22 protein-coding genes are annotated in these 26,849 nt (G+C 68.2%); 8 read left to right on the top strand and 14 right to left on the bottom strand.

Annotated elements, in window-relative coordinates:
* Window positions 1-60: 60 nt before the first annotated feature.
* On the bottom strand, window positions 61-1,596 hold the full coding sequence (locus ACFWPX_RS04305; RefSeq protein WP_378925941.1) for an FAD-binding protein: 1,536 nt from the start codon (window positions 1,594-1,596) through the stop codon (window positions 61-63).
* A 186-nt stretch (window positions 1,597-1,782) separates the two neighbouring features.
* On the opposite strand from ACFWPX_RS04305, the gene ACFWPX_RS04300 reads away from it, so the two are divergent.
* Complete coding sequence (locus tag ACFWPX_RS04300) at window positions 1,783-3,414, top strand: flavin-containing monooxygenase (RefSeq protein WP_378925939.1); 1,632 nt, start codon at window positions 1,783-1,785, stop codon at window positions 3,412-3,414.
* Window positions 3,415-3,459: 45 nt separating this feature from the next.
* Here the strand turns inward: ACFWPX_RS04300 and ACFWPX_RS04295 are convergent, their stop codons facing one another.
* A complete protein-coding gene (locus ACFWPX_RS04295) occupies window positions 3,460-3,966 on the bottom strand; it encodes a flavin reductase family protein (protein ID WP_378925937.1) in 507 nt (168 codons plus the stop codon).
* 129 nt (window positions 3,967-4,095) lie between these two features.
* Between ACFWPX_RS04295 and ACFWPX_RS04290 the strand changes: the two genes are divergently transcribed.
* The gene (locus ACFWPX_RS04290) at window positions 4,096-4,785 is read left to right on the top strand and encodes a PadR family transcriptional regulator (protein WP_378914240.1); all 690 of its coding nucleotides are present in this window, start codon (window positions 4,096-4,098) and stop codon (window positions 4,783-4,785) included.
* A 26-nt stretch (window positions 4,786-4,811) separates the two neighbouring features.
* On the opposite strand, the gene ACFWPX_RS04285 is transcribed toward ACFWPX_RS04290, so the two are convergent.
* Window positions 4,812-5,783: an alpha/beta hydrolase gene (locus ACFWPX_RS04285; protein ID WP_378925935.1), complete on the bottom strand. Its 972-nt coding sequence runs from the start codon at window positions 5,781-5,783 to the stop codon at window positions 4,812-4,814.
* A gap of 147 nt (window positions 5,784-5,930) precedes the next feature.
* Here ACFWPX_RS04285 and ACFWPX_RS04280 point away from each other — a divergent pair, with 147 nt between their 5' ends.
* Complete coding sequence (locus tag ACFWPX_RS04280; RefSeq protein ID WP_378914238.1) at window positions 5,931-6,278, top strand: hypothetical protein; 348 nt, start codon at window positions 5,931-5,933, stop codon at window positions 6,276-6,278.
* The gene (locus tag ACFWPX_RS04275; RefSeq protein ID WP_378925933.1) at window positions 6,271-6,903 is read left to right on the top strand and encodes a Dabb family protein; all 633 of its coding nucleotides are present in this window, start codon (window positions 6,271-6,273) and stop codon (window positions 6,901-6,903) included. The genes ACFWPX_RS04280 and ACFWPX_RS04275 overlap by 8 nt, the downstream gene beginning before the upstream one ends.
* Before the next feature lie 57 nt (window positions 6,904-6,960).
* On the opposite strand, the gene ACFWPX_RS04270 is transcribed toward ACFWPX_RS04275, so the two are convergent.
* From ACFWPX_RS04270 to ACFWPX_RS04255, 4 genes are all read right to left on the bottom strand, one after another.
* Window positions 6,961-7,818, bottom strand: a complete 858-nt coding sequence (locus tag ACFWPX_RS04270) for an IclR family transcriptional regulator (protein WP_378914236.1) — start codon at window positions 7,816-7,818, stop codon at window positions 6,961-6,963.
* A 172-nt stretch (window positions 7,819-7,990) separates the two neighbouring features.
* Entirely contained in the window at window positions 7,991-8,896 is a 906-nt protein-coding gene (gene bphC, locus ACFWPX_RS04265) for a biphenyl-2,3-diol 1,2-dioxygenase (RefSeq protein ID WP_378925931.1), read from the bottom strand.
* 26 nt (window positions 8,897-8,922) lie between these two features.
* A complete protein-coding gene (locus ACFWPX_RS04260) occupies window positions 8,923-10,101 on the bottom strand; it encodes an acyl-CoA dehydrogenase family protein (RefSeq protein WP_378925930.1) in 1,179 nt (392 codons plus the stop codon).
* Between the two features lie 34 nt (window positions 10,102-10,135).
* Window positions 10,136-11,311, bottom strand: coding sequence for a Rieske 2Fe-2S domain-containing protein (locus tag ACFWPX_RS04255; protein WP_378925928.1), 1,176 nt, complete (start codon window positions 11,309-11,311; stop codon window positions 10,136-10,138).
* Window positions 11,312-11,515: 204 nt separating this feature from the next.
* On the opposite strand from ACFWPX_RS04255, the gene ACFWPX_RS04250 reads away from it, so the two are divergent.
* Together ACFWPX_RS04250 and ACFWPX_RS04245 are read left to right on the top strand one after the other, a co-directional pair.
* Window positions 11,516-12,112, top strand: a complete 597-nt coding sequence (locus tag ACFWPX_RS04250) for a hypothetical protein (RefSeq protein WP_378925926.1) — start codon at window positions 11,516-11,518, stop codon at window positions 12,110-12,112.
* 150 nt (window positions 12,113-12,262) lie between these two features.
* Window positions 12,263-13,120, top strand: coding sequence for a DNA/RNA non-specific endonuclease (locus ACFWPX_RS04245; RefSeq protein ID WP_378925925.1), 858 nt, complete (start codon window positions 12,263-12,265; stop codon window positions 13,118-13,120).
* Window positions 13,121-13,141: 21 nt separating this feature from the next.
* Here the strand turns inward: ACFWPX_RS04245 and ACFWPX_RS04240 are convergent, their stop codons facing one another.
* Window positions 13,142-13,675: a VOC family protein gene (locus tag ACFWPX_RS04240; protein ID WP_378925923.1), complete on the bottom strand. Its 534-nt coding sequence runs from the start codon at window positions 13,673-13,675 to the stop codon at window positions 13,142-13,144.
* Between the two features lie 115 nt (window positions 13,676-13,790).
* The gene (locus ACFWPX_RS04235) at window positions 13,791-14,450 is read right to left on the bottom strand and encodes a TetR family transcriptional regulator (RefSeq protein WP_378925921.1); all 660 of its coding nucleotides are present in this window, start codon (window positions 14,448-14,450) and stop codon (window positions 13,791-13,793) included.
* A gap of 140 nt (window positions 14,451-14,590) precedes the next feature.
* On the opposite strand from ACFWPX_RS04235, the gene ACFWPX_RS04230 reads away from it, so the two are divergent.
* Window positions 14,591-15,556 (top strand): oxygenase MpaB family protein, encoded by a 966-nt coding sequence (locus tag ACFWPX_RS04230; RefSeq protein WP_378925919.1) that lies wholly within the window; start codon window positions 14,591-14,593, stop codon window positions 15,554-15,556.
* 457 nt (window positions 15,557-16,013) lie between these two features.
* On the opposite strand, the gene ACFWPX_RS04225 is transcribed toward ACFWPX_RS04230, so the two are convergent.
* From ACFWPX_RS04225 to ACFWPX_RS04215, 3 genes are all read right to left on the bottom strand, one after another.
* A complete protein-coding gene (locus ACFWPX_RS04225) occupies window positions 16,014-19,811 on the bottom strand; it encodes a hypothetical protein (RefSeq protein WP_378925917.1) in 3,798 nt (1,265 codons plus the stop codon).
* A 133-nt stretch (window positions 19,812-19,944) separates the two neighbouring features.
* Window positions 19,945-20,856 carry an alpha/beta hydrolase family protein gene (locus tag ACFWPX_RS04220; protein WP_378925915.1) on the bottom strand — a complete coding sequence of 304 codons (912 nt, stop codon included), beginning with the start codon at window positions 20,854-20,856 and terminating at the stop codon, window positions 19,945-19,947.
* A gap of 68 nt (window positions 20,857-20,924) precedes the next feature.
* Window positions 20,925-23,024, bottom strand: a complete 2,100-nt coding sequence (locus ACFWPX_RS04215) for an acyltransferase family protein (RefSeq protein ID WP_378926142.1) — start codon at window positions 23,022-23,024, stop codon at window positions 20,925-20,927.
* Between the two features lie 165 nt (window positions 23,025-23,189).
* Between ACFWPX_RS04215 and ACFWPX_RS04210 the strand changes: the two genes are divergently transcribed.
* A complete protein-coding gene (locus ACFWPX_RS04210; protein WP_378925913.1) occupies window positions 23,190-23,978 on the top strand; it encodes an alpha/beta fold hydrolase in 789 nt (262 codons plus the stop codon).
* Here the strand turns inward: ACFWPX_RS04210 and ACFWPX_RS04205 are convergent.
* Both ACFWPX_RS04205 and ACFWPX_RS04200 read right to left on the bottom strand, forming a co-directional pair.
* Window positions 23,975-24,685 carry a cutinase family protein gene (locus tag ACFWPX_RS04205; protein ID WP_378925911.1) on the bottom strand — a complete coding sequence of 237 codons (711 nt, stop codon included), beginning with the start codon at window positions 24,683-24,685 and terminating at the stop codon, window positions 23,975-23,977. The genes ACFWPX_RS04210 and ACFWPX_RS04205 overlap by 4 nt on opposite strands.
* 147 nt (window positions 24,686-24,832) lie before the next feature.
* Window positions 24,833-26,737 carry an alkyl/aryl-sulfatase gene (locus ACFWPX_RS04200; RefSeq protein ID WP_378925909.1) on the bottom strand — a complete coding sequence of 635 codons (1,905 nt, stop codon included), beginning with the start codon at window positions 26,735-26,737 and terminating at the stop codon, window positions 24,833-24,835.
* Between the last annotated feature and the right edge of the window lie 112 nt (window positions 26,738-26,849).

The following is a 26,849-nucleotide window of genomic DNA, read 5'->3' as shown; positions in this document are numbered from 1 at the left end:
CACATTCGGCGGCCCGGGTGCCCCGTTCTTTCCCGACCAGCGGGAGAGAACGGGGGTGGGTCATTCGCCGAGGATGTGACGGACGGCGAGGTGGCTGAACAGCATGGACGCGCCGATCGGATTGCCGCCGCCGGGGTAGACCTCGCCGCTCACGGCGGCCATGGTGTTGCCCGCGGCGTAGAGGCCGGGGATCGGTTCGCCGTCGCGGCCGAGCACGCGCGCCGCGCTGTCGGTGCGCAGACCGCCCTTGGTGCCCAGATCGGAGATGCCGAACGCCGCCGCGTGGTACGGGCCCTTGTCGATGGTCACCAGCGGCGGTTCGCCGTTGGAGAAGGCACGGTCGTAGGCCTCGTCGCCGCGCCCGAAATCGGGATCGACGCCGGTGGCGACCATTGTGTTGAACCGCTCGACGGTGGCCTCCAGGTTCGCCGCGGGCACGCCGATCTTCGCGGCGAGCCCGGCGAGGGTGTCGGCGGTGTGCCACAGCCCGGCCTCGACGTACTTCTCGGTCTCGACCATGGAGACGTTGGTGGCCTTGATCGGCGGCACCTCGCCTTCGGAGTCGTCGTAGATCATCCAGAACGGCAGGGTCAGCCCGCGCTCGCGCATCTGCCGGATGACATCGCGACCGAGCCGGTCGTAGGGGGCCGACTCGTTGACGAAACGGTTGCCGTCCTGGTCGACGAAGATCCCGCCGGTGAACCACAGCGCGAACGCCGAACGCCCGTCTGGATGGGTCAGTCCGGGCGACCACCACGCTTGATCCATCAGATCCGTATCGGCGCCCGCCGCGATGCCCGCAGTATGCGCCTTGCCCTGATTTCCCCAGGGCCCCATGGTGTCTCGTGCCTCGCCGGGCACGCCGTAGTGCTTGCGCAGTTCGTCGTTCTGCTCGAATCCACCCGCCGCCAGGATCACGCCACGCCGCGCGCGGATCGCGACCCTCGCGCCGTCACGTTCGACGATCGCGCCGGTCACCACGCCGTCTTCGACCACCAGTTCCACCAGCGGTGAATCCAGGTGCAGTTGCGCGTGCGGGTAGCTCGAGATCGCGCGCAGCATCCGCCCGATCAGCGCCTGACCGCCGATCAGCAGGTCCTGCGGGGGAGCGCCGAGCCGGTCGGTGTCGAGCGTTCCGCGCAGCGAGTCGCGCAGCGGGCCCAGCTCGGCGGCCGGGAGCGGTGTCGGCATGATGTGGCGCTGACCGTCGAGCCGGGCCTTGGGCGCCTTGCCGAAGTAGTCCGGCCACGGCAGCATCATGAACGCGAAATGGTCGTCGGCTTCGAGGTATTCGATGAGATCGCGACCTCGCCGGACATAGGTCTGCTGCAACTCGTCCGGGGTGCGGTCACCGACCACGGCGCGGTAGTACGTCAGCGCGTCGTCGATGGTGTCGTCGGTGCCCGCCCGCTCCAGCACCGGGTTGCACGGGAACCACACCCCGCCGCCGCCCGAATACGCCGTCGTGCCGCCGAACTTGTCGGTCGCCTCGACCACCGCGACGCTGAGTCCCTCGCGCGCGGCGGTGTAGGCGCCCGCCAGGCCGCCTCCCGACCCCGCGACCAGCACATCGACCTCGTCGTTCCAGTCCACCACTGTTTCCTCCTCGAATTGCGCTCGACGGTAGGCCCGGCGCCGGTGGTCGTGGGGCGGTTCTCCCGATCACCGGGAGGGCATCGATCCGCGAACGTGCCGGTCAGCGGGAAGGGGACCTGCTCGAACGGCGTGCGCGTCCATAGCGTCGCCCGCAGAGAAACCGGTCTCCATCGAAAGGTAGGCACTGTGAACCCCGAGACCCCATCGGCACCAGCGAAGGGCCCGGCCGACGTCGACGTAGTCGTCGTCGGTGCGGGCATCGCCGGCCTCTACGCGCTGCACCGCTTCCGCGGCAGCGGCCTCACCGTGCGGGTGTTCGAAGCCGGCGACGGCGTGGGCGGCGTCTGGTACTGGAACCGGTACCCGGGCGCGCGCTGCGATGTCGAGAGCGTGGACTATTCGTACTCCTTCGACGACGCCCTGCAACAGGAGTGGGACTGGAGCGAGAAATACGCCACCCAGCCCGAGATCCTGGCCTACCTCGAGCACGTCGCCGATCGCTACGACCTGCGCCGCGACATCGAATTCAACACCCGGGTCACCGATATCGTGCTCGACGAGCAGACCCTGCGCTGGCAGGTCGACACCGATACCGGCCGCGCGGTCTCGGCCCGGTTCGTCGTGCTGGCCACCGGCCCGCTGTCGAACGCGAACACCCCGGCCATCGACGGACTCGACACCTTCGCCGGGCAGATCCTGCACACCTCGCACTGGCCGCACGAGGGAGTCGACCTCAGCGGCCGCCGGGTCGGCGTGATCGGCACCGGCTCCTCCGGCATCCAGACGATCCCGTGCGTCGCCGAGCAGGCCGAGCGGTTGCACGTGTTCCAGCGCACCGCCAATTACAGTGTGCCCGCCGGGAATACGCCACTGACCGCGCAGGACCGAGCGGCGCAGAAAGCGAACTATCCCGAGCGCAGGCGGCTGTCGATGGCCAGCGGCGGCGGTTCCCCGCACCAGGCGCATCCGGATTCCGCGGTGGCCGTGAGCGAGCGGGAACGGCGCGAGGCCTACGAGAAGCGCTGGGCGCTGGGCGGTGTGCTGTTCAGCAAGACCTTCCCCGACCAGCTCACGACCCTCGCCGCCAACGACACCGCCCGCGAATTCTGGGAGGAGAAGGTGCGGGCCGTGATCGAGGACCCGCGCGTCGCCGATCTGCTCGTTCCGCACGACCACCCCATCGGCACCAAGCGGATCTGCACCGACACGAACTACTACCAGACCTTCAACCGCGACAATGTCGACCTCGTCGACCTGAAGGCGACACCGATCACCCGCATCGATGCCGGGGGCGTGCACACCACCGACGCGCACTACCCGCTCGACACCCTCGTGCTCGCCACCGGATTCGACGCGATGACCGGCTCGGTGTCGCGGATGAACATCGTCGGCCGGGGCGGCGAGACGCTCAACCAGGCATGGCGGGAAGGGCCGAAAACCTATCTGGGACTGGGGGTGACGGGCTTTCCGAACCTGTTCAACCTGACCGGTCCCGGCAGCCCGTCGGTGCTGGCCAACATGGTGCTGCACTCGGAACTGCACGTCGACTGGGTTGCCGAGGCCATCGGCTACCTCGACGGCAGGGCAGCGGTGGCGCTCGAGGCGCGGCCGGACGCGGTGTCGGAGTGGGTGCGCGAATGCGTCAACCGGGCCGCGGGAACACTGATGACACAGGCGAATTCGTGGTATCTGGGCGCGAACATCGAGGGCAGGCCGCGGGTGTTCATGCCCTTCGTCGGCGGGTTCGGTGTCTACGGCGAGATCATCGCCGAGGTCGCGGCCGCCGGGTACAAGGGCTTCGACGTCATCGAGGCGTGAGAGACGACGACGGGGTGGCCCGCGGTGGGCCACCCCGTCGTCGGATCAGGCCGCGAAGCCGCCGAACCCGCCCTTGTAGAACAGCAGCGGCTCGGCGCCCTCGGTGGCCCGCAGGTCACCGATGCGGGCGAGCACCACGGTGTGGTCGCCCGCATCGTGCTCGAGCTCCACCGTCACCTCGATCTGGGCCAGCGCGCCGGCCAGCGCGGGCGCGCCGTTGCCCGCCCTGTCCCACTCGACGCCGGCGAACTTGTCGGCGCCGCTCACCGCGAACTGGCGGCACAGCGCGCTCTGCTCCAGCGCCAGGATGTTGATGCACAGGGCGCCCGCCTCGCGCAGCAGCGGCCAGCTGGTCGAGCTCTTGGCCGGGCAGAACGACACATACGGCGGGTCGAGCGACACCGACACCACCGACTGACAGGTGAAGCCGAGCGGTCGCGTCCCGTCGTGGGCGGCGATCACCGCGACCCCGGTCGCGAAGTGACCGAGCACTCTGCGCAGGTCCGCGTGGGCTGGTATACCTGCGTCGACGACGACGTTGTCCGCATTCATAGAGGTCCTTCCGAACGGAATCCGATGCTTCCCAGAATCCGGGAAGATCGGCCAGCGGCTCAAGACGGCCTCCCGGTCAGTGGTTGTCGGGGGGCGAATTCCGGGAAGACCGGTTGCTAACATGCTGCGATGGCGACCAGCGACCCCGACGTGCCCAATCTGCCGCCGACCAGCTGGGCGGTGCTCGCCATGCTCTCCTACGAGGAGGAGGTCTCCGGCTACGACCTGAAGAAGTGGGCCGACTGGAGCCTGCGGTACTTCTACTGGACCCCGTCCTACAGTCAGATCTACGCCGAGCTCAAGAAGCTCGAACAGCACGGTTTCGCCAGTTCGCGACTCGACCCGGACAACGTCATGCGTGCCAGGCGGCTCTACCAGATCACCGCGGACGGCCGCGCCGCGGTGACCACGTGGTGGAACAAGGCCCCGGTGGATCCGTCGGTGCTCAAACATCACGTGCTGGTGCGAGTCATGTTCGGGCACCTCGGTTCCCCGGATCGGCTCAAGCAGATCCTGCGCGACCACATCGCCGACGTCGACGAGCTCGAGAAGCGTGCCGCGATCGACGCCGAAGCCGCGAAATCCGAACCGGGCTGGGCCTATTCGCAGATCGTGCTGCAGTGGGCCCAGCGCCACTACGCGGCCGAACGCGACCTCGCCCAGCAGCTGATCGACGACATCGACAACGCGGCCACCGTGCTGGCTGGCGCCGAGCACGACGACCGCGCCGACTACCCCCATCCGACGCCGGGCCGCTGGCGCGAGATCGAGCAGCGGGTTCTCGAAAAGGAGAGCGTGCCGCACGAACCGGCCGACTAGTTCGGTCGACCGGGTCGTGCCGCGGATCAGTCGGTGGCCGAAGGCTCGAGCACCTCGCGCACCATCGCCCAGATCTGGGTCCGCGCGGCAACCGTGGCGGACAGGGACGGGATGCTGAGGAATCCGTGGAAGAGCCCGTTGTAGCGGCGATGCCGGACCGCGACACCGTCACCTGCCAGGCGCTGGGCGTAGGCGTCCCCGGCTGAGCAGGGCGGGTCCAGTTCGGCGGTGATCACCACCGCGGGCGGTAGACCGGCGAGCGAGGCCGCCCTGGTCGGCACCAGGCGAACATCGTCGGTGCCGTCCGGGGCGTAGTTCTGCCAGTACCACCGCATGGCGCTGGTCGTGTTGTAGTGGCCGGTGCCGAATCGGCGGTAGGACTCGGTCTCGAAATCGTCGTCGATCACCGGATAGATCAGGATCTGCGCCGCGACCCGTGGACCATTGCCGTCCCTGGCCGCGATGGCCACGGTGGCCGCGAGATTGCCGCCCGCGCTGTCACCGGCCAGCGCGATCCTCGACGGATCGCCGCCGTGGGCACCGGCGTTCGCCGCGGCCCACCGCAGCGCCGCGAGCATGTCGTCATGGGCCGCGGGAGCGGGGTGCTCGGGCGCGAGCCGATAGTCGACCGAGATCACCACCGCGCCGACGCCCGCCGCCATCGAGCGGCAGAACTCGTCGTGGCTGTCGAGATCGCAGAAGACGAAGCCGCCGCCGTGCGCGAACACGATCACCGGCAGCGCCCCGCCGTCGTGATGGGGCCCGAACACCCGCAGCGGCAGCGGGCCGCCGGGCCCGTCGATCGTGATGTCGCGCGCTGTCCGCATCTCGGGAAGTCGTTGCAGCGGAGCGCGTCTGGCACGAATCGCCGCACGCACATCAGCTGCTGCCATCGTGGCGACATCGGGGAATCCGGCGTCGAGCGTGGCGAGCATGGCCGCGACTTCCGGATCAGGAACCGCACCCGGCCCGGTGGTCGGGAAAGTTCGCACAGTCACTGGTCCTCCTGGGATTCGGCGACGGAATCGGCAGTCGAGCACGTCGTCGGCCCCACCGTAGGACCAGCACGACGCGATCGAACCGCGTTCTCCCACTGGGCGGAAACACCAGGTCGCTGCCTGTCGACGGCTGCCTACGGTCGGCGGATGGAAGCCACGAAGGTCTATGTGATCGACACGGTAGTGACGAAGCCGGGGCGCGCCAGGGAGTTCGTCGACGCCTATCTGCGCGACTACGTGCCGGGCGCGCGGGACCGGGGCATGGTGCTGGAAAGGATCGTGGTGAGCCCGCCGGTGTGGTTTCCGGACGAGTCGAACACGGTCATCGCGAGCTGGGTGCTCGATGGTGCGCAGGGCTGGTGGGCGATGACCTGGCAGGGGCGTCCGGACGAGTCGGTGCGGCGGTGGTGGGCGGCGGCGGAGGACTTGATCGTCGAGCGGACGCGCTCGACCGGTGCGCTCGCCGCCGATGTCGACAGGCTCGGCGATGTTTGAGGTGACCCGGCTGGTGCATCTTTCGCCCGGCACCGATCCCTGCGCGCGCGACCGGTTGATGACTCGGCTGCGTGGAATCGCCGCCCCGGTGGCGCGCCGTGTGGTGGTCCAGCCCACGCTGCCGGGAGTCCGCAACGGTGGTGATGTCCTGGTGCACTTGCGCTTCGACGAGTCCGCCGACTGGATGGGCACCGCTGCCGAGGTGGACGCGCTGCTGAGCGAGACCCCGGTCGCCCATGTGGACGGCGCCGAATATCAGGGCGGCACAGCGGGTATCGCCGAACCGGGCGCGACCGGATCGGTGTATCGGGTACTGCTGCTACGGGTCGCGCCGGGCACACCGCGCCCGACGATCGAGCGCTTCGAGGCCGACCTGCTGCGCATGCCCCGCTACCTCCCGAGCATCCGGTCCTGGCAGTTGAGCCGGGTCGCGCGTGGCACCGGATCCTCGCCGTGGACCCATGTCTGGGAACAGGAGTTCACCGACCTGGACGGTCTCACCGGCCCATATCTGATGCATCCCGTGCACTGGGCGCACGTCGACCGCTGGTTCGACCCCGAATGCCCGGAAATGATTGTCCGCGACCGTATCTGCCACAGCTTCTGTATGAACAGTCCGGCCTGATCCATCGCGCCCGCCGCCGCCCGTGTTCGGCCGGCGGCGACGGCGCGAGAAGCGGGATCACGCCGTGCGCGGGCCACGCTGGTCCGCGTACGGCCGGGCCGCCGGACCCACCCCGAGCGGACGGGGATGCTGCTGCAACGTCGGATGCACCCGCACCCGGCCGTCGTCGACGTGGCGCCAGATATTGAGCGCGGTCGTGCGCACCGGTGCGCTGAGACGGTGATCGAACAGCATCCGATCCACCGGCCCGCACACCGACACCGCCGCCACGGCGGCCTCACCGAGATCGCCGATCGGCGCCGCGATACAGCCGAAGCCCGGCAGCGACTCCTCGCGCTCGACGGCGATCCCGTGCGCGCGCACCTTGTCCAGTTCGGTGTCGAGCTGGGCCTTGGTGGTGATCGAGTAGCGGGTGCGGGCACCGGACTGCCCGGCGATGGCGTCGGCGATGCGGTGCTCGTCGGAGTAGGCCAGGATCGCTTTGCCGACCGCGGTGCAGGCAGCGGGTCGCCTGCCGCCGACGCGGGTGGGCACCACCGCCGACAGCTCGCCGCCGACCTTGTCGAGGTACACGACGTCGGGACCGTCCAGCACGGCCAGATGCACGACGAACCCGGTGACCCGGTGCAGCTCGTGCAGGAACGGCATCGCGGCCCGGTGCAGCCGGTCCTGGTGCACCGCCAGCGAGCCGAGCTCCATCAGCCGGATGCCGAGCTCGTAGTCGCGCCCCTCCCGACGTAGCCAGCGCAACTGCACCAGCCGGTCGAGCATGCGATGCGCCGAGGACCGGGGTAGGCCGGTCCGCCGGACGATCTGGGCGAGGGTGAGCCTGCCCGGGCCGTCGAAGGCGTCGAGCAGCAGGGACGCGCGATCGAGGATCGCGCTCGGGGTGGTGGCCTCGGCCTGAATGACCATGAGCTCTCCATTCGGATCTTACGAGCTGATGCCCACTCGCATATTTCGATTAGGCATATACCTATTCATACCATCCCGTGTGGTCGTTGTCACATGAATCCGCCAGACCTCATGACAACGGCCCCCGCCCCGAGCGGAGAGCTCGGAGCGGGGGCCGTCCAAAAGCCGGGTTCTACATGGCCGCGAGCGGCTCGCTGCCGGACCAGTCGTGGCCCCAGTAGCTGTCTGCGGTGATCTCCTCGGCGGTGTAGTAGGCCTCGTCGACCCGCATACCCTCGGTGCCGAACTCGATATCCCAGCCGCCGGGCGCGCGCACGTAGAACGACACCATCTTGTCGTTGGTGTGCCTGCCCAGCGTCGAGGACACCGAGAAGCCGTCCTTGGTGACGCGATCGAGCGCCTGCCCGACGGCGTCGAGGCTGTCGACCTCCACCATGATGTGCACCAGGCCCGGCGCGCCACCGTGCGGCGCGGGGCACAGCGCGAGGCTGTGGTGGCGCTCGTTGACACCGAGGAAACGCACCCGCATCGGCCCGAACTCCGGCGGCGCGGGAATCCGGAACGCACCACGCGACAGGAATCCGAGCACATCGGTGTAGAAGTCGAACGCGCCGTTGGGGTCCATGGTCGGCAGCACGACATGGCCCAGACCCTGCGCGCCGGTGACGAACTTCGCGCCGAACGGCGTCACCACCGGGCTGTGGTCGAGCACCGCGCCGTGGAACACCTCGAGCGTCGCGCCGGTCGGGTCCTGGAAGGTGATGACCTCCTCGACCCGGCGCGCGTCGGCCTCCTCGACCGAGAGCGGCTTCACGGCGATACCCGCCGCCGTGACCGCGTCCTTCACCCGGACCAGGGCCGCGTGATCGCGCACCTCCCAGCCGATGGTGACGATGGCGTCGCTGTCTCCCGGCACGATGGTGATGCGCGCCGCGCGCTCGTCCATCCGCAGGTACAGCGCGTTCTCGTCCGGTCCGCTGCCCTGGGCGAAGCCGAGCACGTCGAACGCGAAGGTGCGCCAGCGGTCCATGTCGGCGGTCTGGATCTTGACGTAGCCGAGGCCTTTGATGTCTGTCATTTCCGTTGTCCTTCTTGGTATTCGGGTCAGATCATCGAGCGGAGGTGGTCCGCGGGCTCGAGACCGAGGGAGCTGACGGCCGAGGCGTGATACACCGTGCTCGGCACGTGGATGGCGTGGGCGAGGCCGACGTGCGCGTCACGCCAGTAGCGCTGCAGCGGCTTGTCGATCCGCATGGCGTTGCCGCCGGAACGGGCGAAGATCTGGTCGACCGCCGTGACCGCGCGCCAGGCCGCGCGGACCTGGGTGCGCCGGACCGAGGCCCGTTCGGCGAAGCTGATCTCCTTGCCCGCGTCGACCGCGTCGAAGATCTTGTCGGCGTTGGCCAGCAGCTCCTGGCGTGCGGCGTTGATGTCGGCGGCGGCCTCGCCGATGGCGAACAGCACGTACGGATCGTCCTTGACTGCGGTGCCCTGCGCGCCGACCCGGTCGCGCTGGTAGTCCAGGTGCGCGGCCAGCGCGCCCTCGGCGATACCGACCACCGCGGAGCTGATGCCCAGCGGGAACATCGTCGACCACGGCATCTTGTACAGCGTCTCGGTGACCCCGTACTCCTTCTGCGCGGTGCCGTCGATGACGTGGTCGCCGTTCATCACCCGGTAGTCGGGCACGAAGGCGTCCTTGACGATGATGTCCTTGGACCCGGTGCCCTTGAGGCCGACCACATTCCAGGAGTCCTCGACGATGGTGTAGTCCTGGCGCGGCAGGATCATGTGCAGCATCGTCGGCGGCAACGCCATCTTGCCCTCGGCGTCACCGAGCATGGCACCGAGGAAGATCCAGTCACAGTGGTCGGTCCCGGAACTGAACTGCCAGCGGCCGTTGAAGATGTAGCCACCGTCGACCGGGCGGGCGATGCCGGTCGGCGCGTACGGCGAGGCCATCCAGGTGTCGTGGTCCTCGGCCCACACCTCGTCCTGCACCTTCGGGTCGGCGAAGGCCAGCTGCCACGGGTGCACGCCGACGATGCCGGCGATCCAGCCGCTGGCCGGATCGAGCGCGGCGGTGGCCATCACCGTCTCGGCGAACTCGCGCGGGTGCGCCTCGTAGCCGCTGTACTTCTTCGGCTGCAACAGGCGGATCGGACCCGCCGTCTTCAGCAGCTGGGCCGTGGCATCGGGCAGCTGCCCGAGACGCTCGGCCTCCGGGGCCTGATCGCGCAGCTTGTCGGCGATCGCGGCGATATTGTCGAGAACCTTGGTCATCTTCGGTGGTGCTTTCTGTTCGGAGTGGTCGGGGTCAGGACATGGTGTCGACGACGGCGCCGCGGGCGATGTTGTCGGCCACCTCGGCCTCCCAGCTCGTCACCGCGCGTTCGGTATCGATCTCGAACTCGAACCGCTTGGTCATGTCCTCGGTGACGTCGGAGACGTCGACATAGAACTGCTTGTACCAACGGCGCAGCTGGTACACCGGGCCGTCCTCCTCCGACAGCAGCGGATTGTCGATGGGCGCCTTGTTCTTCCAGATCTCGACGTCCTGCTCGAAGCCGTACTCCACGCCCTGCGCGAACTGCGCCGCCATCGCGTTGGCGTCCTCGTCGGACATACCCTCCGGCTTCTTGACCATCGCGCCGTACTGCAGCACGAACGAGTTCTCGTCGACCGGGTAGTGGCAGTTGACGAGCACCGTCTCGATTGTCATCCCGTTCGATTCGCTCCACAGCCAATCGAGCATGTAGGACGGCCCGAAGTACGAGGCGTCCGAGCGCAGCGCGGAATCCGGGTCGTCGTAGCTGGTGCCGACAGTGACGTCGTGGCGCGGGGTCGAGCGCATGTACTGGGTGGCGACGTGGCCGTCGAAGACGTTCTTGAAATAGCGCGGGAAGGAGTAGTGCACGTAGAAGAAGTGCGCCATGTCGACGACGTTGTCGACGATCTCGCGACAGTGCGAGCCTTCGATCAGAATCGAATTCCAGGTCAGGTCGGTCCATTCCGGGGTGCCGTAGCCCTCGATCTCGGGAATGGTCACCTCGTCGGTGGGCTTGCTGCCCTGCGGGTCGTGCCAGACGTAGAGCTGGCCGTTGCGCTCGAGCGTCGGCCAGGTGCGAGTCTTGGCCAGCGGCGGAACCCGGCGCGCGTACGGAATGGCCGTGCACTTACCGTTGCCGCCCCACCGCCAGTCGTGGAACGGGCAGGCGATCGAGTCGCCCTTGATGGTGCCGCGTGCGAGATTGCCGCCCATATGGCGGCAGTAGCCGTCGAGGACGTGCAGCGCGCCGTCGGATTCGGACTGGAACACCACGAGCATGGTGCCGAAGGCCTTCACCTCGTGCGGGTTGCCGTCGCGGAACGACGAGAGCAGGCCGAGGCAGTGCCAGCCGCGGGCGAACCGAGTCGGCGCCGCGGCGGCCTCGATCTGCCGGTAGTCGGCGGTGGTGTCCTGCGATCGGCCGTTCGGCGAGTTCTCCGGCATCGAAACCTCCATGTTCGGACGGAGTGGGGATGAGCTGCGCCGATGGTCGCGCCGCGCAGGGGTCGGCGGGTCGTGGTGTTCCCGGTCAGCGGACATGTTTTCGTCCCGGTCAGCCGGTGTCCCGATGACCGGGAGAGGAACCGATCACAGCCGGGCGGGCGCCCTACCGTGACGGCATCGGTTTCGAACGAGCAGGAGTGAATCATGGGTAACGTCGCGGTGGTCTTGGACACCGATGCCATCCGGCTGTTCGCGCAAGCGGCGCGTTCCGACAATCCGGCCTACCGGCTCGCCGATCGACCCGTGGTGCCGCCGACCTTCCTGCCCGCCGACGGATCGCGGGTGGGGGAGCGGGTGGAGACCGATCACCGATTCTTCGGTCCGCCGCCGCGCGCGGGTGACCAGCTGACGGCGATCCGCGCGGGCGCCCCCGGCCAGCCCGCGGTCGGCGCCGCCGAGTCGCTCACCCGATACTTCGACCGCACCGGCGGTCTCGTCGCCGAGTCGTGGGCGGCGGCCGAAACCTTTGCGGGCGAGCAGGTTTCGCCACAGGCTGCGGCCCTGTTGGCGACCTACGCCACCGACTGGCTCGGCGCCGAGGCGATCCGCCGGTTCCGCACCAGGTCGGTGCGGCCACTGCCGTCCGGTGATGTCATGTCCTGCTCGGGGCGGGTCACGCAGACCTATGTGCAGGACGGCGAATCGCGCGTCGATGTCACCCTGGCCGGCGCCGATGCCGCGGGCAACGTCGTCGTGCGTGCGTGGGCCACCTTCGCCGTGACCGGCACCGGCCCGCAATAGCGGGTGAGGTCTCCCGCCGAAGAGGCGGATGTGGAACAACGGGTAGTCGACTACTCGTGAGGGCGTCCCCGGTGGCGACGACGATCGTGTGTACGCCCATCACGGGCGAACTACCGACACACCATGTCCGCCTTCTGGAAGGGGCATCCGATGACCGCCCACGTGGATACTCCGACGACAACCGGTATCGAGAGCGTCGTGCTGCGGACCGGGTACGACCCGGACTTTCTCGGGCCCCGAGTCGAGGTTCCGGAACTGGATGCCGCGGTCCGCGGTGACGCGGTTCGCCTCGACGGTTCCGATGTCATCAGCTACACCCACTTCTCGCTGGCGTTGAGCACGCCCCGGCGGTTCGCGTTCTGGGTGGCGTGGAATATCGACGGTGCCGCGATGCGGAAGCTTTCCCGCACCGGCATCGAATTTGTCAAAGACCCGCGCATCCCGGCCCATACGCAGGTGGGAAACGAACTCTACCTACGCAATCGGCTCGATCGCGGACACCTGGCCCGGCGCGCGGATCTGCTGTGGGGCAGTGAGACCGAAGCCGAGCAGGCCAATATCGACTCGTTCTTCTACACCAACATCACCCCGCAGATGGACGATTTCAACCAGAGCAGCCGCGCCGGGGTGTGGGGACAGCTCGAAGACGCGGTCTTCTCCGACGTCGACATCGACGACCTGAGGGTGAGCGTCTTCGGCGGACCGGCCTTCCGAACCGACGACCAGGTGCATCGTGGCATTGCGCTGCCACGGGAGTACTGGAAGGTGATCTGCTTCGTGGAGGGAAACCGGCTGCGGTGCAAGGCGTTTCTGCTGACCCAGCACCTCGACGAGCTGGAGGCGCTCGCGCTCGACGAGTTCCGCGTGTTCCAGGTCGCGGTGCCCGAGATCGAACAACGAGCACGCTGCCGATTCCCGGCGGCCCTGCACATCGCCGACACCTTCGTGACCCAGGAGTCGGTGGCTGACCGTCGCCCGCTCGAGTCGACGGCCGACATCAGCTGGTAGTTCCATCCCAACCCTCCGGGGTCAGGACATCGCGGATCGCCGTGCCGCGACGCGCGCCCACACCTGTGGATCGGTGCGCGGGCCGCCGGGAGTGTCCGCGCCGTAGCGCTGGATCTGGGCGTCGATGTCCAGGGGCGCGGTCAGCGAGGTGCCCGGGGCGAGCGCGGCCTCGACGTCGTCATCGGGGACCAGCCAGCACACCTCGAACTCGATGCCGTCGGGGTCGCGGGCGTAGAGCGCTTTGGTCGACCCGTGATCGCCGGCACCGGTCAGCGCGTGCGCCGCCATCAGGCGGTCCCGCACTGCCACCAGCTCGGACAAAGTGTCCACTTCCCACGCGACGTGATAGAGCCCGACCGAGCCCGCGGTGCCGGGCGCGGGTGTCCTGGCCTGGAAGATCCCGAGGTCGTGGTCGTTGGCCGAGCCGGGGTAGCGCAGAAACGCGCCGCCGGGGAATCCCTCGGGGAGCCGCTCGAATCCGAGCACGTCCTCGTAGAACGCGATACTGCGCGGCAGATCCGCGACGAACAGCACGATGTGGTTGATTCCCCGCATCTCCGGTGGCCTCCTCGATCGAAAGTTCTCGACCCACAACAGTCCCACGCGGGCATCGGTCGGCACCACCGGATGACCGGGGAGCGGGAGCCTTCTTTCCCCGGCGCCGGGACTGCTATCGCGCGGGCTTCGCGACGGGTAGTGCGCCGCGGTTGTCGATGCTCAGCAGGAGGCTCGCGATGAGGTCGGTGAGATGTTCCCGGGTGGTGTCGAATTCGCCGCGCATCCAGGCGGCGACCAGCTCCAGGGTGCCGCTGACCACGCTGTAGGCGGTCATATCGGCGTCGAGTGGATCGGCGGGTTCGGCGACGAGCTCGCGGCCCACTGCCGACATGGCGCGGGCGATCGCGTGCTGGGTGGCCAGCCGCGCGTCCTGGAGTGCCTCGGTGCTGTGCGCGTTGAGCAGCAGGGCAGGTCGGCGGGGGTCGGCGAGCAGGAACCCGAGCGACGCGTCCGCGGCCGCGCGCACCTGACTGTGGATGTCCGGCGCGGCGTCGTGGGTGGCGGTGACCACCGCGGCGATGCCGAGAGCGGTGTGCTCCTCGACGAGCGCGCTGAGCAGGGCGTCGCGGTCGGTGAATTGCTCGTAGAAGTAGCGATCGTTGAGCCGGGCCTTCACACAGACTGCCCGTTTGGTGACGGCGGGCGCCCCACCCTCGGCGAGCAGGTCGAGCGCGGCATCGAACAGCGCGCCCCGGCGGCGGGATCGGCGCTCCTCCGCGGCAACGCCACCGTAGACGCGCGACGGCGTCGCGCCATCGGAGTCCTTGTGCATGGCCGCCTTTCCCTACCTCGGGCGTCAGCGTAGTCCACCGGCACTCTTGACCATCCACCAGTTCTGGTGCACTCTGACACCAGACTAGTTTGTGGTGCCATCCTGCACCAGAACTGGTGGCGGAACAAAGGAGTTCACCGATGACCTGTCCTGTGCCACATCCAGAACCCCGCTCGGTCGGCGCCACCCCGGCGTCCTCGGGCGAATCGCTCAGCGCCGTCGCACGATTCGAACGTGTCGGCGGATCGGTGCTGTTCGGTCTGTTCGGTGTCGGTCTGTTCGACCAGCCGATGCTGCCCCCGGTGTCGGCCGCGCTCGAGGCCACCGGCCGTTCGCGGTACCAGCCGTGGGCGCGGGCGGTGCGCACCGCGGCGGCGGATCAGCTGATCTACCACGGTGAAGACGCCGATCGGGACGCCGAGTCGCAGCGTCTCATGCTCCTGCACCGCGACGTCAAGGGCGTCGGCCCGGACGGCGAGCGATATTCGGCGCTCAACCCACAGGCCTGGAACTGGATTCTCTACTCCACCTTCTTCGTTCAGCGCGGCGCCTACCTGGCATTGACCGGCGATACCCCGTCGGCGGCAGCGGACCAGGCCATCTGGGATCACTACCTCACCAAGACGCGCGGCCTGCACCTGCCAGGCAACTCGCGGCCGATCGCGAACTACGCGGACCTGACGGTTCACTACGACAGCATGATCGCCGAACTACGGGCGACCTCGGCTCTCGAGGCCGCGACCAGCTCCGTCCGGAATTCGCCGCGCCCGGACTTCCTGCCCGCCGTCATCGCCCCACTCTGGCGGCTGAGCGCACCCGCCCTCGGATATGTCGCGATGATCCTCGGATGCGGCATCATGCACCCCGACGTGCGCGCCAACATGCCGATCACCTGGACCGCCCGCCACGACCGACAATTCCGGGTCCTCACAGCCGCCCTGCGTCTCGCCTACACCCAGCTCCCCGCCACACTCACCGATTCCCCGATGGCCCGCAACCGGCGCAAATACGAACGCCTGGTCGACCGGTACCGCAAGGTCGGCCTCACGTCGTTCGCCCCTGATACCGCCGACCGTCCCTGCAGTACTCCGCGAGCACTGATCTGAGCCCGGCCGTTCAACACGGCGATGACATCGAAGACAGGTCCGGGCGCGGGAGCGTTCACGCCCCTATCGTCACCGCTGTGTTGCTCGGCTGGGGCAACGGGGGTCTATCGCGCGGAGTCCGGGCATGCGACGAGCCCGCATGCCGAGGAGGAGGCTCGGCATGCGGGCTCGGGTGAACCGGATTCCTCAGAGGCCCAGGTTGATGGCGATGCTGAAGAAGTCGCCGCCGAATGCGTAGATGTTGTTGAAGAACTGAGTGAGTCCGGAAAGCATGATGGTTGATCCTTTGCTTCGTGTTCCTGGTGGAGATGCACCGTGGATCGGCGCAACACCACAGTCGCATCTCGAGCCGGTCCGGTGACCAGATGATCACCGTGTTTTAGCAGGTGGGAGGCAGGAAACAAGCATTCCGTTCCGGATGGAACACGGGTGCTCAGGCGGACTGGTGGGTGGAAAATCAGGGCGCGCAGGCGTCGGTGAACTCGTCGTTCCATCGCGGCAGTTCCGCGTCGAGGTCGGTGCCGCGACTTGCCGTGCAGACTCGTTGCGCCGCCGCCACGGCGTCGGTGCTCCACCAGCGCAGCACCCCGTCCTCCCCGCCTGCGCCGAGCATGCCGCGAGGATTGAACGCCACCCGCCACCGGACGATGCCGGTCGGGGCGAGGGAATCACCGATGGGGTTCGGTGCTGTCGGATCGGCCACCGACCAGAGCCGGACCGTCTGATCGTCGGCACCGCTGGCCAGCAGATGCGAGGTCGGGTCGAAGCTCACCGAGCGGATCGTGCTCGTGTGTCCACTCAGCTCGGCGACGGTGTCGACCCGATCCCCGGCGATCCGCAGGACACGCACGATCTGATCGTCCCCGGCGGTGGCGAGCAACGTGCCGTCGGCGCTGATCGACAAGGCGTTCACCGGTCCGCCGCTCTCGGCGACCACCGTCGAGGTAGCGGCACCACCGTCGAGGTTCCAGCGGTGTACCCGTCGATCGGCCGATGCCGCGTACAGCGTCGACCCGTCCGGGCTGAACTGGGCGGCGTTCACCCAGCCCGCTGGTCCGGTCAACGGCGCGGAGCCTGCCATCGGGTGTTCACGGTCGGCGAGGTCCCAGACCTGCATGCTGGTGTCGTCGTAGGCGGTGACCAGGCGTCGGGAGTCCGGCGCGAACGTCAGTGCGTGGGCGTATCTGGCCCGGGGGATCGACAAGGTGGTCAGCGCGGTCGGCGCGGTGGGTCGACTGGTGTCGAACAGGACCACGTCACCGGTGTCGAGGAAGGTCACCGCCAAAGTTCGTCCGTCCGGAGCGAGGGCGACGTTTTCCACCCGTGCATCGTCGGCGAGCGGGAGCACCGTCGACAGCAGCTGTGGGGTCGATCCGTTGGTGTCCCAGAGCAGCACCTGGCCGTCCCAGGATCCGGTGGCCATCAGCCGGCCGGAGGCGTCGTAGCTCGGAGCCTGCACCAGCCTGGTGTGGCCGGTGACCACGGCCGAGGACAGGGTCCACACCTGCAGGTTGCCCGCCTGCCCGCCGGTGAGGACCGCGGAATCGTCGAGGAAGGTCACCGTCGCCAGTGGTCCACGGCTGCCGTTCAGCGGCTGTCCGACCCCGACGGGGTTGCGAGCGTCGGTGACGCTCCACAGTTGGGCGGTGCCGTCACGAGCCGCGGTGGCCAGCGTGCGGCTGTCAGGGGAGAACGCCAGCGACCACACCGCGGCCGTGTGTGCCTCGATCGGCGCGCTCGTCGCGACGACGTGTTCGCGCTCGCGCAACGACCACAGCCGGAAGGTCTGGTCGTCGCTACCGGTGGCCAGCATCAGCCCATCCGGGCTGACCGCGACGGCGTGAACGGCGAGCGCTTGCCCGGTCAGCGGGTCGCCGAGTTGGTGCGCGCGGTCCGGATCGGTGGTGTCCCAAATCCGGGCGGTGCGGTCGTCGCTCCCGCTGATCAGGGTGTTGCCGTCCGGCGTGAAGGCCACAGTGCGGACCGAACCGCCGTGTCCGGTCAGTACCCGGGTGGTTCCGGTCGCCAGATCGTGCAGGCGGACCGTGCGGTCGTCACCTGCCGTTGCCAGCCACCGGCCGTCCGGTCGGATCGCCACCGCGTAGGCCGTGCCGCGGTGACCGAGGTCCAGATCGGGCAGCGCGACCGGATGCTCGACGTCGGTGACATCCCAACGGTGCACCAGGCCGGCCGCGCCGGTCGCGTACACCGTGCGATCGTCGGGCGCGAAGGCCACCGACGCGACCCACGACGCGGTACGCAAAGGCGCACCGAGAGGCACGAGCCCGTGTTCGGCGCTGCGGCGCCACAGCCGGACCGTGTTGTCGTAACCAGCCGAGGCCACGATGCCGGTGCCAGACTGCGCGGACGCGTAGATCGCGCCCTCGTGCGCGGGCACGGTCGCTGCCAGCGGCGACGACTGGGAGGCGAGCAGCAGGCCGCGTGCCTGCGCATCGCCCGGCCGTTCCGCCTCCGAGACCACCGCGAGCTGTGCCGATTCGGTCGAATCCACGGCCCGGTCGCGCTGGGACGCCGCGACCAGCGCCGCATACTGCGCATCGGCGCGTTCGCGTTCGGCGCGTTGACTCTGGCTCATCGACACCACCGCGAGCACCGAGGTCACCAGCGCCGCGACCACCAGCACGAGTGCCAGTACCCGTTTGGCCAGCACTTGCCGTCGCCGCACCGCCGCGGACGCGTCGAGGAATTCGTTGCCCAGCGCCGACAAGGCCTGAGGTGTGCGGGCGCGCAACTGGTTCGCCATCGACAGTCGACTGCCCTGGTAGAGCAGGGACGGGTCTTTGCCCGCGCCCGCCCATTCCTCCACATCGGTCTGGAGCCGATGCCTGATGATCGCGTCCTCGCGGTCTTCGTCGACCCATTCGGCCAACCGTGGCCACGCCCCGATCACCGCGTCGTGGGCCAGCGAAGTGCCGTAGGCGTCCTGGGTGATGATCCTGGCCTCGGCCAGCGCGTTCAGGACCAGGGCGGCCGATTCCGGATCGGCGCAGCGACGCAGCAGGGTGTCGCGATCGACATGTCGACCCACCGCCGTCCCGTCCGCCACCGGGGTGACCAAGTGCAACAGGATAGTTCGCGTGGTGTCGCGTTCCCGGGGACCGAACGACTCCCACTGCTGCTCGGCGCTGGCGGCGATCGCACCACGCACCCCACCCGCCTGTTCGTAGGCCCGCACCGACATCACCTCGGCATCGCGGAACTGCCACGTACTGCGCAGGGCGTGGGCGAGCAGGGGGAACGTCCCCGCCCGGATCACGGTGTTCCCGCCGCGGATACCGAGATCGGCCAGCATCAACTCCACGAGCCCGTCGCCGACGCCGAGTCCCTGTGTCTTCGCCGGTTCCACGATGGCCGCGGTCAAGGCCTGCGCGGTCGGCGGACCGAGCACCATCTGGTTGGTTTCGAGCAGCGTCGCCAACGCCGGGTGCCGGGAAGCGTGGGTGTAGAAGTCGGCGCGCAGTGCCATGATCACACCGGCGCAACGGCCCGGCCGCACGGGTCCGGGGACAGTCATGTCGCGGAGAACATCCAGGTACCGGTCGGCCGACTGGTCGTCGAAGGGCGGCAGGAACAGCTCCTCGCACTGGTCGACGGCCAGTACATAGGGTTTCTCGGCGGCTCGCTCGTGCGCCCAGGACTCGAGGTCCTCGGCCGGTACCGAGGACGGCGTCACCAGCAGCACGTCGAACTCGTCGCGGATCCGGGCGGCGAACCCGGCCTGCAGCAGCGACGACTTCCCGACACCCGAGTCGCCGACGAGCACCAGCGGATCACCGGTGCCGAGGTTCTTGGTGAACCATGCCTGCATCGCCTCGACCTGGCTGTCGCGGCCCGCGAAGTACTCCGCGTCGCTGATGGTCAGCGCGGCCAGCCCCGGATACGGACAGATCGTCGATATCGCCGGCCGGTTGCCGGAAGGTTCCTGCTGCGCGCGCGACCACAGCTTCCGCCACGCGGTCATCGAGTACAGGCCGGGCAGTTCGGGTTCGGGCCGGTGCAGTCGCGCCGGGGGAATGAGCACACTCAGCACCGCCGAGAGGCCGTCGAACTTCGCGGGCACGCTCTTGCCGAGCCGCCAGTCCGAAATCCGCTGCACGCTGACCTCGCGACCACGCGGATTGCGCGCCCGGATCTCCCGGGTCGCCCTGGCGCTGACCGCCTTCAACGGCGGCGCCCCGGCAGTGGAGTAGAGCAGGTTCAAACGATGCGCCAGGTCGGCCCGGATAGTGCTCACCGCTGCTCACTCCCATTTGAAACGCGACTGTGTCTGTTCCTCTGGATCGATGCTACGGATTTGCTGGATGATGCGGTATGCGGTGACCGTCACACGGGAATCAGGTCCGCACCAGCGCAGACACCGTCGAACGTCAGCTGAGGGTGCCGACGTAGCCGATGATGGCGCGGCGCGCTGTATTCCAGGCGGCGGACGCGGCGTCGGCGAATTCACCGTGCCCGGTACCGCGCAGGATCTGTACCTCGGCGATGCCGCCCGCGCGCGTCACGACGTCGACGTAGCGATGGCTCTGCAGCGGTGCCACGACTCTGTCGTTCTCGCCGTGTAGTGCGGTGATGCGGGTGTCGCTCGGCGGGAGGTGATGGATGGGGGAGGCGTCGCGGTATCTGCCGGGCACCTGCGCGGGTGTACCGCCGAGGAGTTGGGGCACGAACTGGTCACCGCCTTCGGTGACAGCCAGTTCCACATCGAGTACCGCGGCCATGAGGGTGAGGCTGCGGATGCGAACAGCGGGATGCCTCGGTGGTTCGGCCGATCGGTGTCCGGCGGCCCAAGCGGCGAGGTGACCGCCTGCCGAGTGCCCGGCGAGATGCACCCGCTGTAGATCGAGCAGGTTTCCGAGGCGTGGTGCGACGATCTCGGCCAGCGCGTCGACGGCAGCGGCGACATCGGTGAGCGTGACCGGCCAGCCACCACCGCCGTTCACCCGGCGATATTCGATGTTCCACACCGCGACGCCCTCGCCTGCCAGTGCCCGGGCATGGGCATCGAACTGCGCGAGGGTCCGGTTCTGCGCCCATCCGCCGCCGTGGATCAAAACCACCACGGGCAGACGGGTATTCGAAGTCGGTGGCAGATAGAGGTCGCCGAAAGTCTCCGGTGAATTCCCGTAGGTGATCCGCATCGGGGTGGGTGGAATCGCCGCGGTCTCCACGGCGATCGTCTCGGCCGGTTCGGACAGCACTGCGGCGCGATACCCGAGGCCGAGGGTGAACAACGCGACCACGACGAGAGTGACGAGGCGACGCTTTCCGCCACGTACCACCGGCGGACCTCCTCTCGATCGCGTCTCGACCTGCACCGTACCGCTCCCACCGTGTGCGGACAGCTGGCTTACCACCACCCGAGGATCGGCTGCAGCTCCCGCCCGAGTGGTCCGGCCAGGGATCGGGAGTAGCTCGCGGTGAGGTGGTGTTCGTCGTGATAGATCAGGATGTTGCCCTCCGCCACCGCGCACAGCGTGGGTTCGCAGACCGCGTCTGTCACGTCGATCGGGAAGACGCTGGGAAACGCGGAGGCCGGCGCCAGTCCCGGGTTGATCGGGTCGAGCGCGTCTTCGCGGCGCATGCCGCAGCTGATGCGGTTCCCGCCGCCCGCCAGGCAGTCGGTGGCCTTGTATCGGACGGTTCCGCGGCGCAGCCACGGAGTGTCACGGATGGCGATCACGTTGAGACCGCGGTCCGATAGCGCTGCCCATACGTCGAGATAGTCGGCGGGAGTCTCGTCGCCACCCTCGTCGCGGGGACGGGTACCGGTGGTGAACACCCAGTCGGGGCGGTCGGCATCGAGGCGGTCGATCACCTCGGCCGACCAGTCCCGGCAATCCGGGATGGGCTCGCCCTTGTACGTGGCGTCCTCGGCGAGGGTGAGCGGGCAGCCCATCTTCAGATACACCTGGATGCGGAACGGGTTTTCGGCGGCGAGCACTTGGAGCGCGGGCAGCCAGTGCTCGGCATGGGAGCTACCGACCAGTGCCAGTGTTCGATCGGCATCCGGGTCGCCGTAGGTGCAGGTGACGATGTCGCGGGTGTCCCAGTCCGCGATACACCCGTCCGCGGTGGGCGGCGGGACTTCGGTGGGTGCTGCGAAGACGGAGGGTCGCATCGGCTCCTCCGGCGTCTCGGCGCCGGAGGCCAACGCCTCCGCACCCGGGTACTTCGCCGGGTCGAGCTCGCCGACCGCGACCGGTGGGTTGACGCGGACAACAGCGAATTGCCAACCGGCGGTGACGGAAACGGTCGCCACCAGCAACACCACGACCGCGGACGCGGCCAGGTGACGAGATCGTGTGTGCTCGAGATCGTCGCTGCCGACGCGTGGAGTGCGTTGCCGCAGTGGCTCTTCGATCCACCGGTGCGTCAGCCAGGCCAGCACGACCGAAAGCCCGATCACCGCGGTGCCGCCCACGAGCCCGGCGTGGGTGTTTCCGCGTTCGGTGAGGAAGAAGATCAGGATGGGCCAATGCCACAGGTACAGGGGATAGGCGATATCGCCGAGCCACCGCATGGCCGGGTGAGCCAGTAGCCGGTTCGGCAGCGGCCAGTCGTCGAACCGCAGGTGCGTCGCCGACAGGATGACAGCCGCTGTCGCGCAGACCGGGAGCAGGGCCGCGGGCCCGGGAAACCGGTTGGCGCCGTCGATGATGAGCCACCCACACAGCACCACACCGAGCACACCGAACACCGAGAGCGCGCCACGCAATTGCCGCCACGGCACCAGAGACGGTGCGACCACGGCGAGCCCGGCGCCGATCAGCAACTCCCACCCGCGAGCGAAGCTGTCGTAGTAGTTCCATCCCTGATTCGTCGCGGTGCCATAGGCGGCGTAGAAGAACGAGGCGACCGACACCGCGACCACGACCCCGCCGATGGCCGGGCGAATCCGATCCGGTCGTGCGAGCCGAGCGCACAACCATGCCGTAACAACGACCGCGAGCAGTGCGGCCAGATAGAACTGCCCCTGCACCGACATCGACCACAGATGTTGCAACGGACTCACCGAAGGATCGGCGGCCAGGTAGTCCGACCAGGTCAGGGCTAGTTGCCAGTTCTGGTAGTAGAACAGCGACGACAGCACCTGCGCTGCCGCAGTCGACCATTGCGTGTAGGGCAGTAGCAGCAGCGTCGCGGCGACGACAGCAGCCAGGACAACTGACATGGCGGGAACGAGGCGACGTGCGGTGCGGCGCAACACCGTCCACGCCCAGAACGGTTCCGTGGCCTCCGCCCGGCGCAGCAGTAAGCCCGTGAAGAAGAACCCCGAAAGCACCAGGAAGACGTCCACACCGCCGGAAACACGACCGAACCACACGTGAAAGACCACCACCAACGCGATCGCGAGCCCCCGCAAGCCGTCCAGATCGACGCGGTACTGCGACCCACGTCCGGTTTCTGTGGCGGTGGTGAGGTGTGTCTGCGTCGAATCGGCGTTCACACCGGTCACTGCCCCGAACTCCACCTTGGCATGCGCCCCTGAGGTATTGGCGAGCCGGAATCCCGGAGAACGGACGATGACGACGACATGACAACTCTCCTATCACGGTCGGATCGATCAGGTCCATTCGTCGTCGGCGCCGGCAACGGTGAGTAACATCCACTCATGTCCGGTCGGTCATCAGTTGTCCTGTTCCACGGCGTCACCATGTCGGCGGCGGCATGGGACGACGTCGTCCCGCATCTGACCGAGTACCACGAGGTGATCGCCCCGACCGCGCTCGGACATCGGGGCGGGCCCGAGGTGCGGCAGCGTCCGGTCCGCGTGCGCGATGTTGTCGACGCGGCGGAGCGAATGCTGGACGAGCGAGGTATCGACAAGGCCCATCTCGCGGGAAACTCACTCGGCGGCTGGATGGCCATCGAACTCGCCCTGCGTGGCCGGGCATTGAGCGTATGCGCGCTCTCACCCGCCGGATTCTGGGATGCCGGTGGCCACGGGCAGACCGACGCGGTCAGGAAACTGCGCCGTATGGGTGCCCTCGTCCGGCGGACCCACCGGGTCCAACCGCTGGCATTGCGATCGGCATGGGTCCGGCGGCTCTCGATGCGCGATATCGCTTGTCGCGCGGACCGTTTGACACCGGACCGAGCACTGTCAGCGGCCACGGACCTCATCGAATGCGCGGTCACCGAAGACCTGCTCGGCACCGACGAGCAGATCGCCCCGATACCTCAGGTGCCGTGTCCGATCACCCTGGCCTGGTCGGGCGAGGACGCGATCCTGCCGCCGGCGATCAACGGCCGCATCGCCCGGAATCGCCTACCGCAGGCCCGTTTCGAGATCCTGCCCGGCGTCGGACACGTCCCGATGATCGACGATCCGAAACTGGTCGCCGAGACGATTCTGGCGACGACCGGCGCGCTACCCGAAACACCGAGCGTTCGCGGCTAGCGGCCGAGCTGTTCACCTACGAATGCCGCGGCGTCGTCACGACTGTCGTTGAAGAAGTACGCGATATGGCTGTAGGTCAGCGCATTTCTGAACCCGTCTGCCGGGTCGCCGCCCTGGCAGACGCGGTCACCGGCATGGCAGTAATCGCGCAGGCGGTCGGCGAATTCCGATAGCGCGCCGACGCGCAGTGGACCGGTGCCCGACAGAGCGGGGTCGAAGGTGCCGCGGTTGTAGGGTTCCGCGCCGTTGAACACCGGGCTGCCGAACAGGGCGATCGCGCCGATACGCGCGGCCGCCTGCTCGGTCAACGTGGTCGGCGCGGCGAGGGTGTTGCCGATAACGCGCGCGCCTTGCGAGTAGCCGAGCAGGACGAGCCGCTGGTCAGGGCAAGCGGCGGCGGTCGCGTTCAGCAGCGCGGTCAGACTCGCGACACCGCGGACGGCGCTGTCCGGGCTCATCGAGGCCGGATATTCGAGTTCGGTCACCGTGGTGCGGGCGCCGGATTCCTGGGCGATCCGCTCGCCCAGCGGAGTGAGCAGCAGACTGCCGGACTGCGGTTCGAGGGTACCCCGAACGGTGACGACCCGGACCTCCGCGCAGCCGTCGGGGTGGGGGATCGGGTCGGCGGCCGCAGGCTGGACGGCGGGCAGCGCCAGTGCCGCGGCGGTTGCGGTCGCCTGCAGCAGGATTCGATTTCGTCCACGCATTCAGCCACTGTATTGCGCTAGCCGATGGGCTCGACGCCGAATGTCCGAAGGACGGGCAACAGTGTGTCGGCCGCCGCACCGGCGACCACGGTGCTATTGCCCGTCCCCGCCATTCGCCACAGTGTCAGAGCAGAGCTCGGTAGTCGGTCAGGGTGTGACGATCGGGAAAGCCGGATCGAACTCGTCGAGCAGCGTGCCGTAGGTGTCGAGGACACCGGCATCGCCGTCGAGCTCGATCGACCCGTCCTGGACCAGCGCGTTCGCCGACCCCGGTTTCAGCAACGTCGAGATGATGAACGGCTTGGGCCCGGACACGGTCACGTCCGCGTTTCCGGACTTGCCACGACGGGCATTGAGTACTCCGCGCCGGATCCACATCGTCCACTGCTCGTCGTGATCGGTGAAGTCCAGGTCGATGCGCAAGTCGACGTCGGCGGCCTTGTCTCCGATGATGTGGACCGAGACGAAGTCGAAGAGGATATCGATCGGCATGGCCAGGATGCTGTCCTGGCTGGCGGTGGTGTACGGGGGCGGCTGGGCACCTTCGCGCAGTTCGAGCGCCGCGGACAGGAAGATGCCGCGCCACTGTGGTCCTTCGGCCTGGTAGCCCATCTGCTCGTAGGCGTCGGCTTGTAAGTCTTTGGCTTGCTGGTTATCTAGCTGAGCGAAGACCAGCTTGTGCAGGATATCGGCGGCCCACCGGTAGTCGGCGGCATCGCTCGCGCGCCGGCCTTCGGCGAGAATATTGTCGGCACCGGCGAATTCGACGAACCGTTTCGCGGCCTCGACCAGCGGATGCGGATGCAGCGAAACTGGGTCGCCGTCCCACATGCCCAGTTCCTTGGTGTACACCGCGCGGACATCGTGATGCAGGGTGCCGTGGTAGCCGCGATTGGCCCAGTTGCGTCCGAGTTCGGCCGGCAGTTCGATCACCTCGGCCGCTTCGAGCGGGGTGTAGCCCTTGTTGGCCAGGCGCAGCGCCTGATCGTGAATGTATTTGTAGGTGTCACGCTGAGATTCGAGGAATCCGGTGATGTTGTCGTTGCCCCACACCGGCCAGGTGTGCGGACCGTAGTGCACCTCGGCCTCGTCGCCCCACCGTTCCAGGGTTTCGTCGAGATAGCGGGCGAAGTTGCGGGCGTCGCGGGTGCGGGCGCCGCGCAGGGTCTGGATGTTGTGCAGGCTGTGATTCGCGTTCTCCGCACAGGTCAGAGCTTTGAGCTGCGGGATCCAGATGTGCATCTCCTCGGGCGCCTCGGTGTCGGGGGCGTAGAGGAACTCGAATTCGATGCCGGCGATTTCCCGACGGGTACCGGTTTCGGTGATGAGGTCGGTCGGCGAGATATAGGACACCTGCGGTCCCTGTGTCGCGGCGAGCCCGATACCGCACGTGACGAAACCCTGTGGGCCGGGCGGCAGCATCGACCCGAACGCGTAGAAACTGCGGCGAGCCATGGCATTTCCGGCGACCACGTTCTCGCCGATCGCGTACTTGTCGAACTGCAGTCCCGGCGCGATGATCGGCACCTTGCCGGAGGCCACGTCCTCGGCCGACACCACGCCCTTCACTCCGCCGTAGTGGTCGATGTGGGTGTGGGTATAGATCACCGCGGCCACCGGTTTGTCGGTGACGTGCTCGCGGATCAGTTCCATGCCTTGCCGCGCGGACTCGACACCGGCCATGCAGTCGATGGCGATGATGCCGTCCTCGCCCTCGATCACCGTCAGATTCGCGATGTCGTTGTTCCTGGCCTGGTAGATGCCTTTGGCGACCTCGAACAATCCACCGACGCTGATCAGTTGCGACTGGCGCCACAGACTCGGGTTCACCGTGTCGGGGACGGGCGGGTCACCGCGCAGGTAGTCGAACTCGGTGGGATCGAACACCACCTTCTCGCTGTCGCTGTCGGCGTACACCGGTCCGGGTAGCGGGGCGATGAGTCCGCGCTGCGCGTCGGTGAAATCGGCGCGGTTGTCCATGTCGTAGAGCTGGGTGGCGGCGTGATTGATCTCGGTTGTCGCGTCGCTGGCCTGCTTCGGCTTCTGGCACATGGGCGGGCGCTCCTGTCGTGGTCGGTGGATCGTCGTGTCGACGAAACACCCCGCCGTATCGGCGTACCTCGCCCCTCCCGGGTGAACAACATCGGCGCCGGTGCCGGTTGGT

The sequence above is a fragment of the Nocardia sp. NPDC058518 genome (assembly GCF_042719655.1).
In the GTDB taxonomy this organism is placed as follows: Bacteria; Actinomycetota; Actinomycetes; order Mycobacteriales; family Mycobacteriaceae; genus Nocardia.
This window is presented reverse-complemented; position numbering and strand designations above follow the sequence as displayed.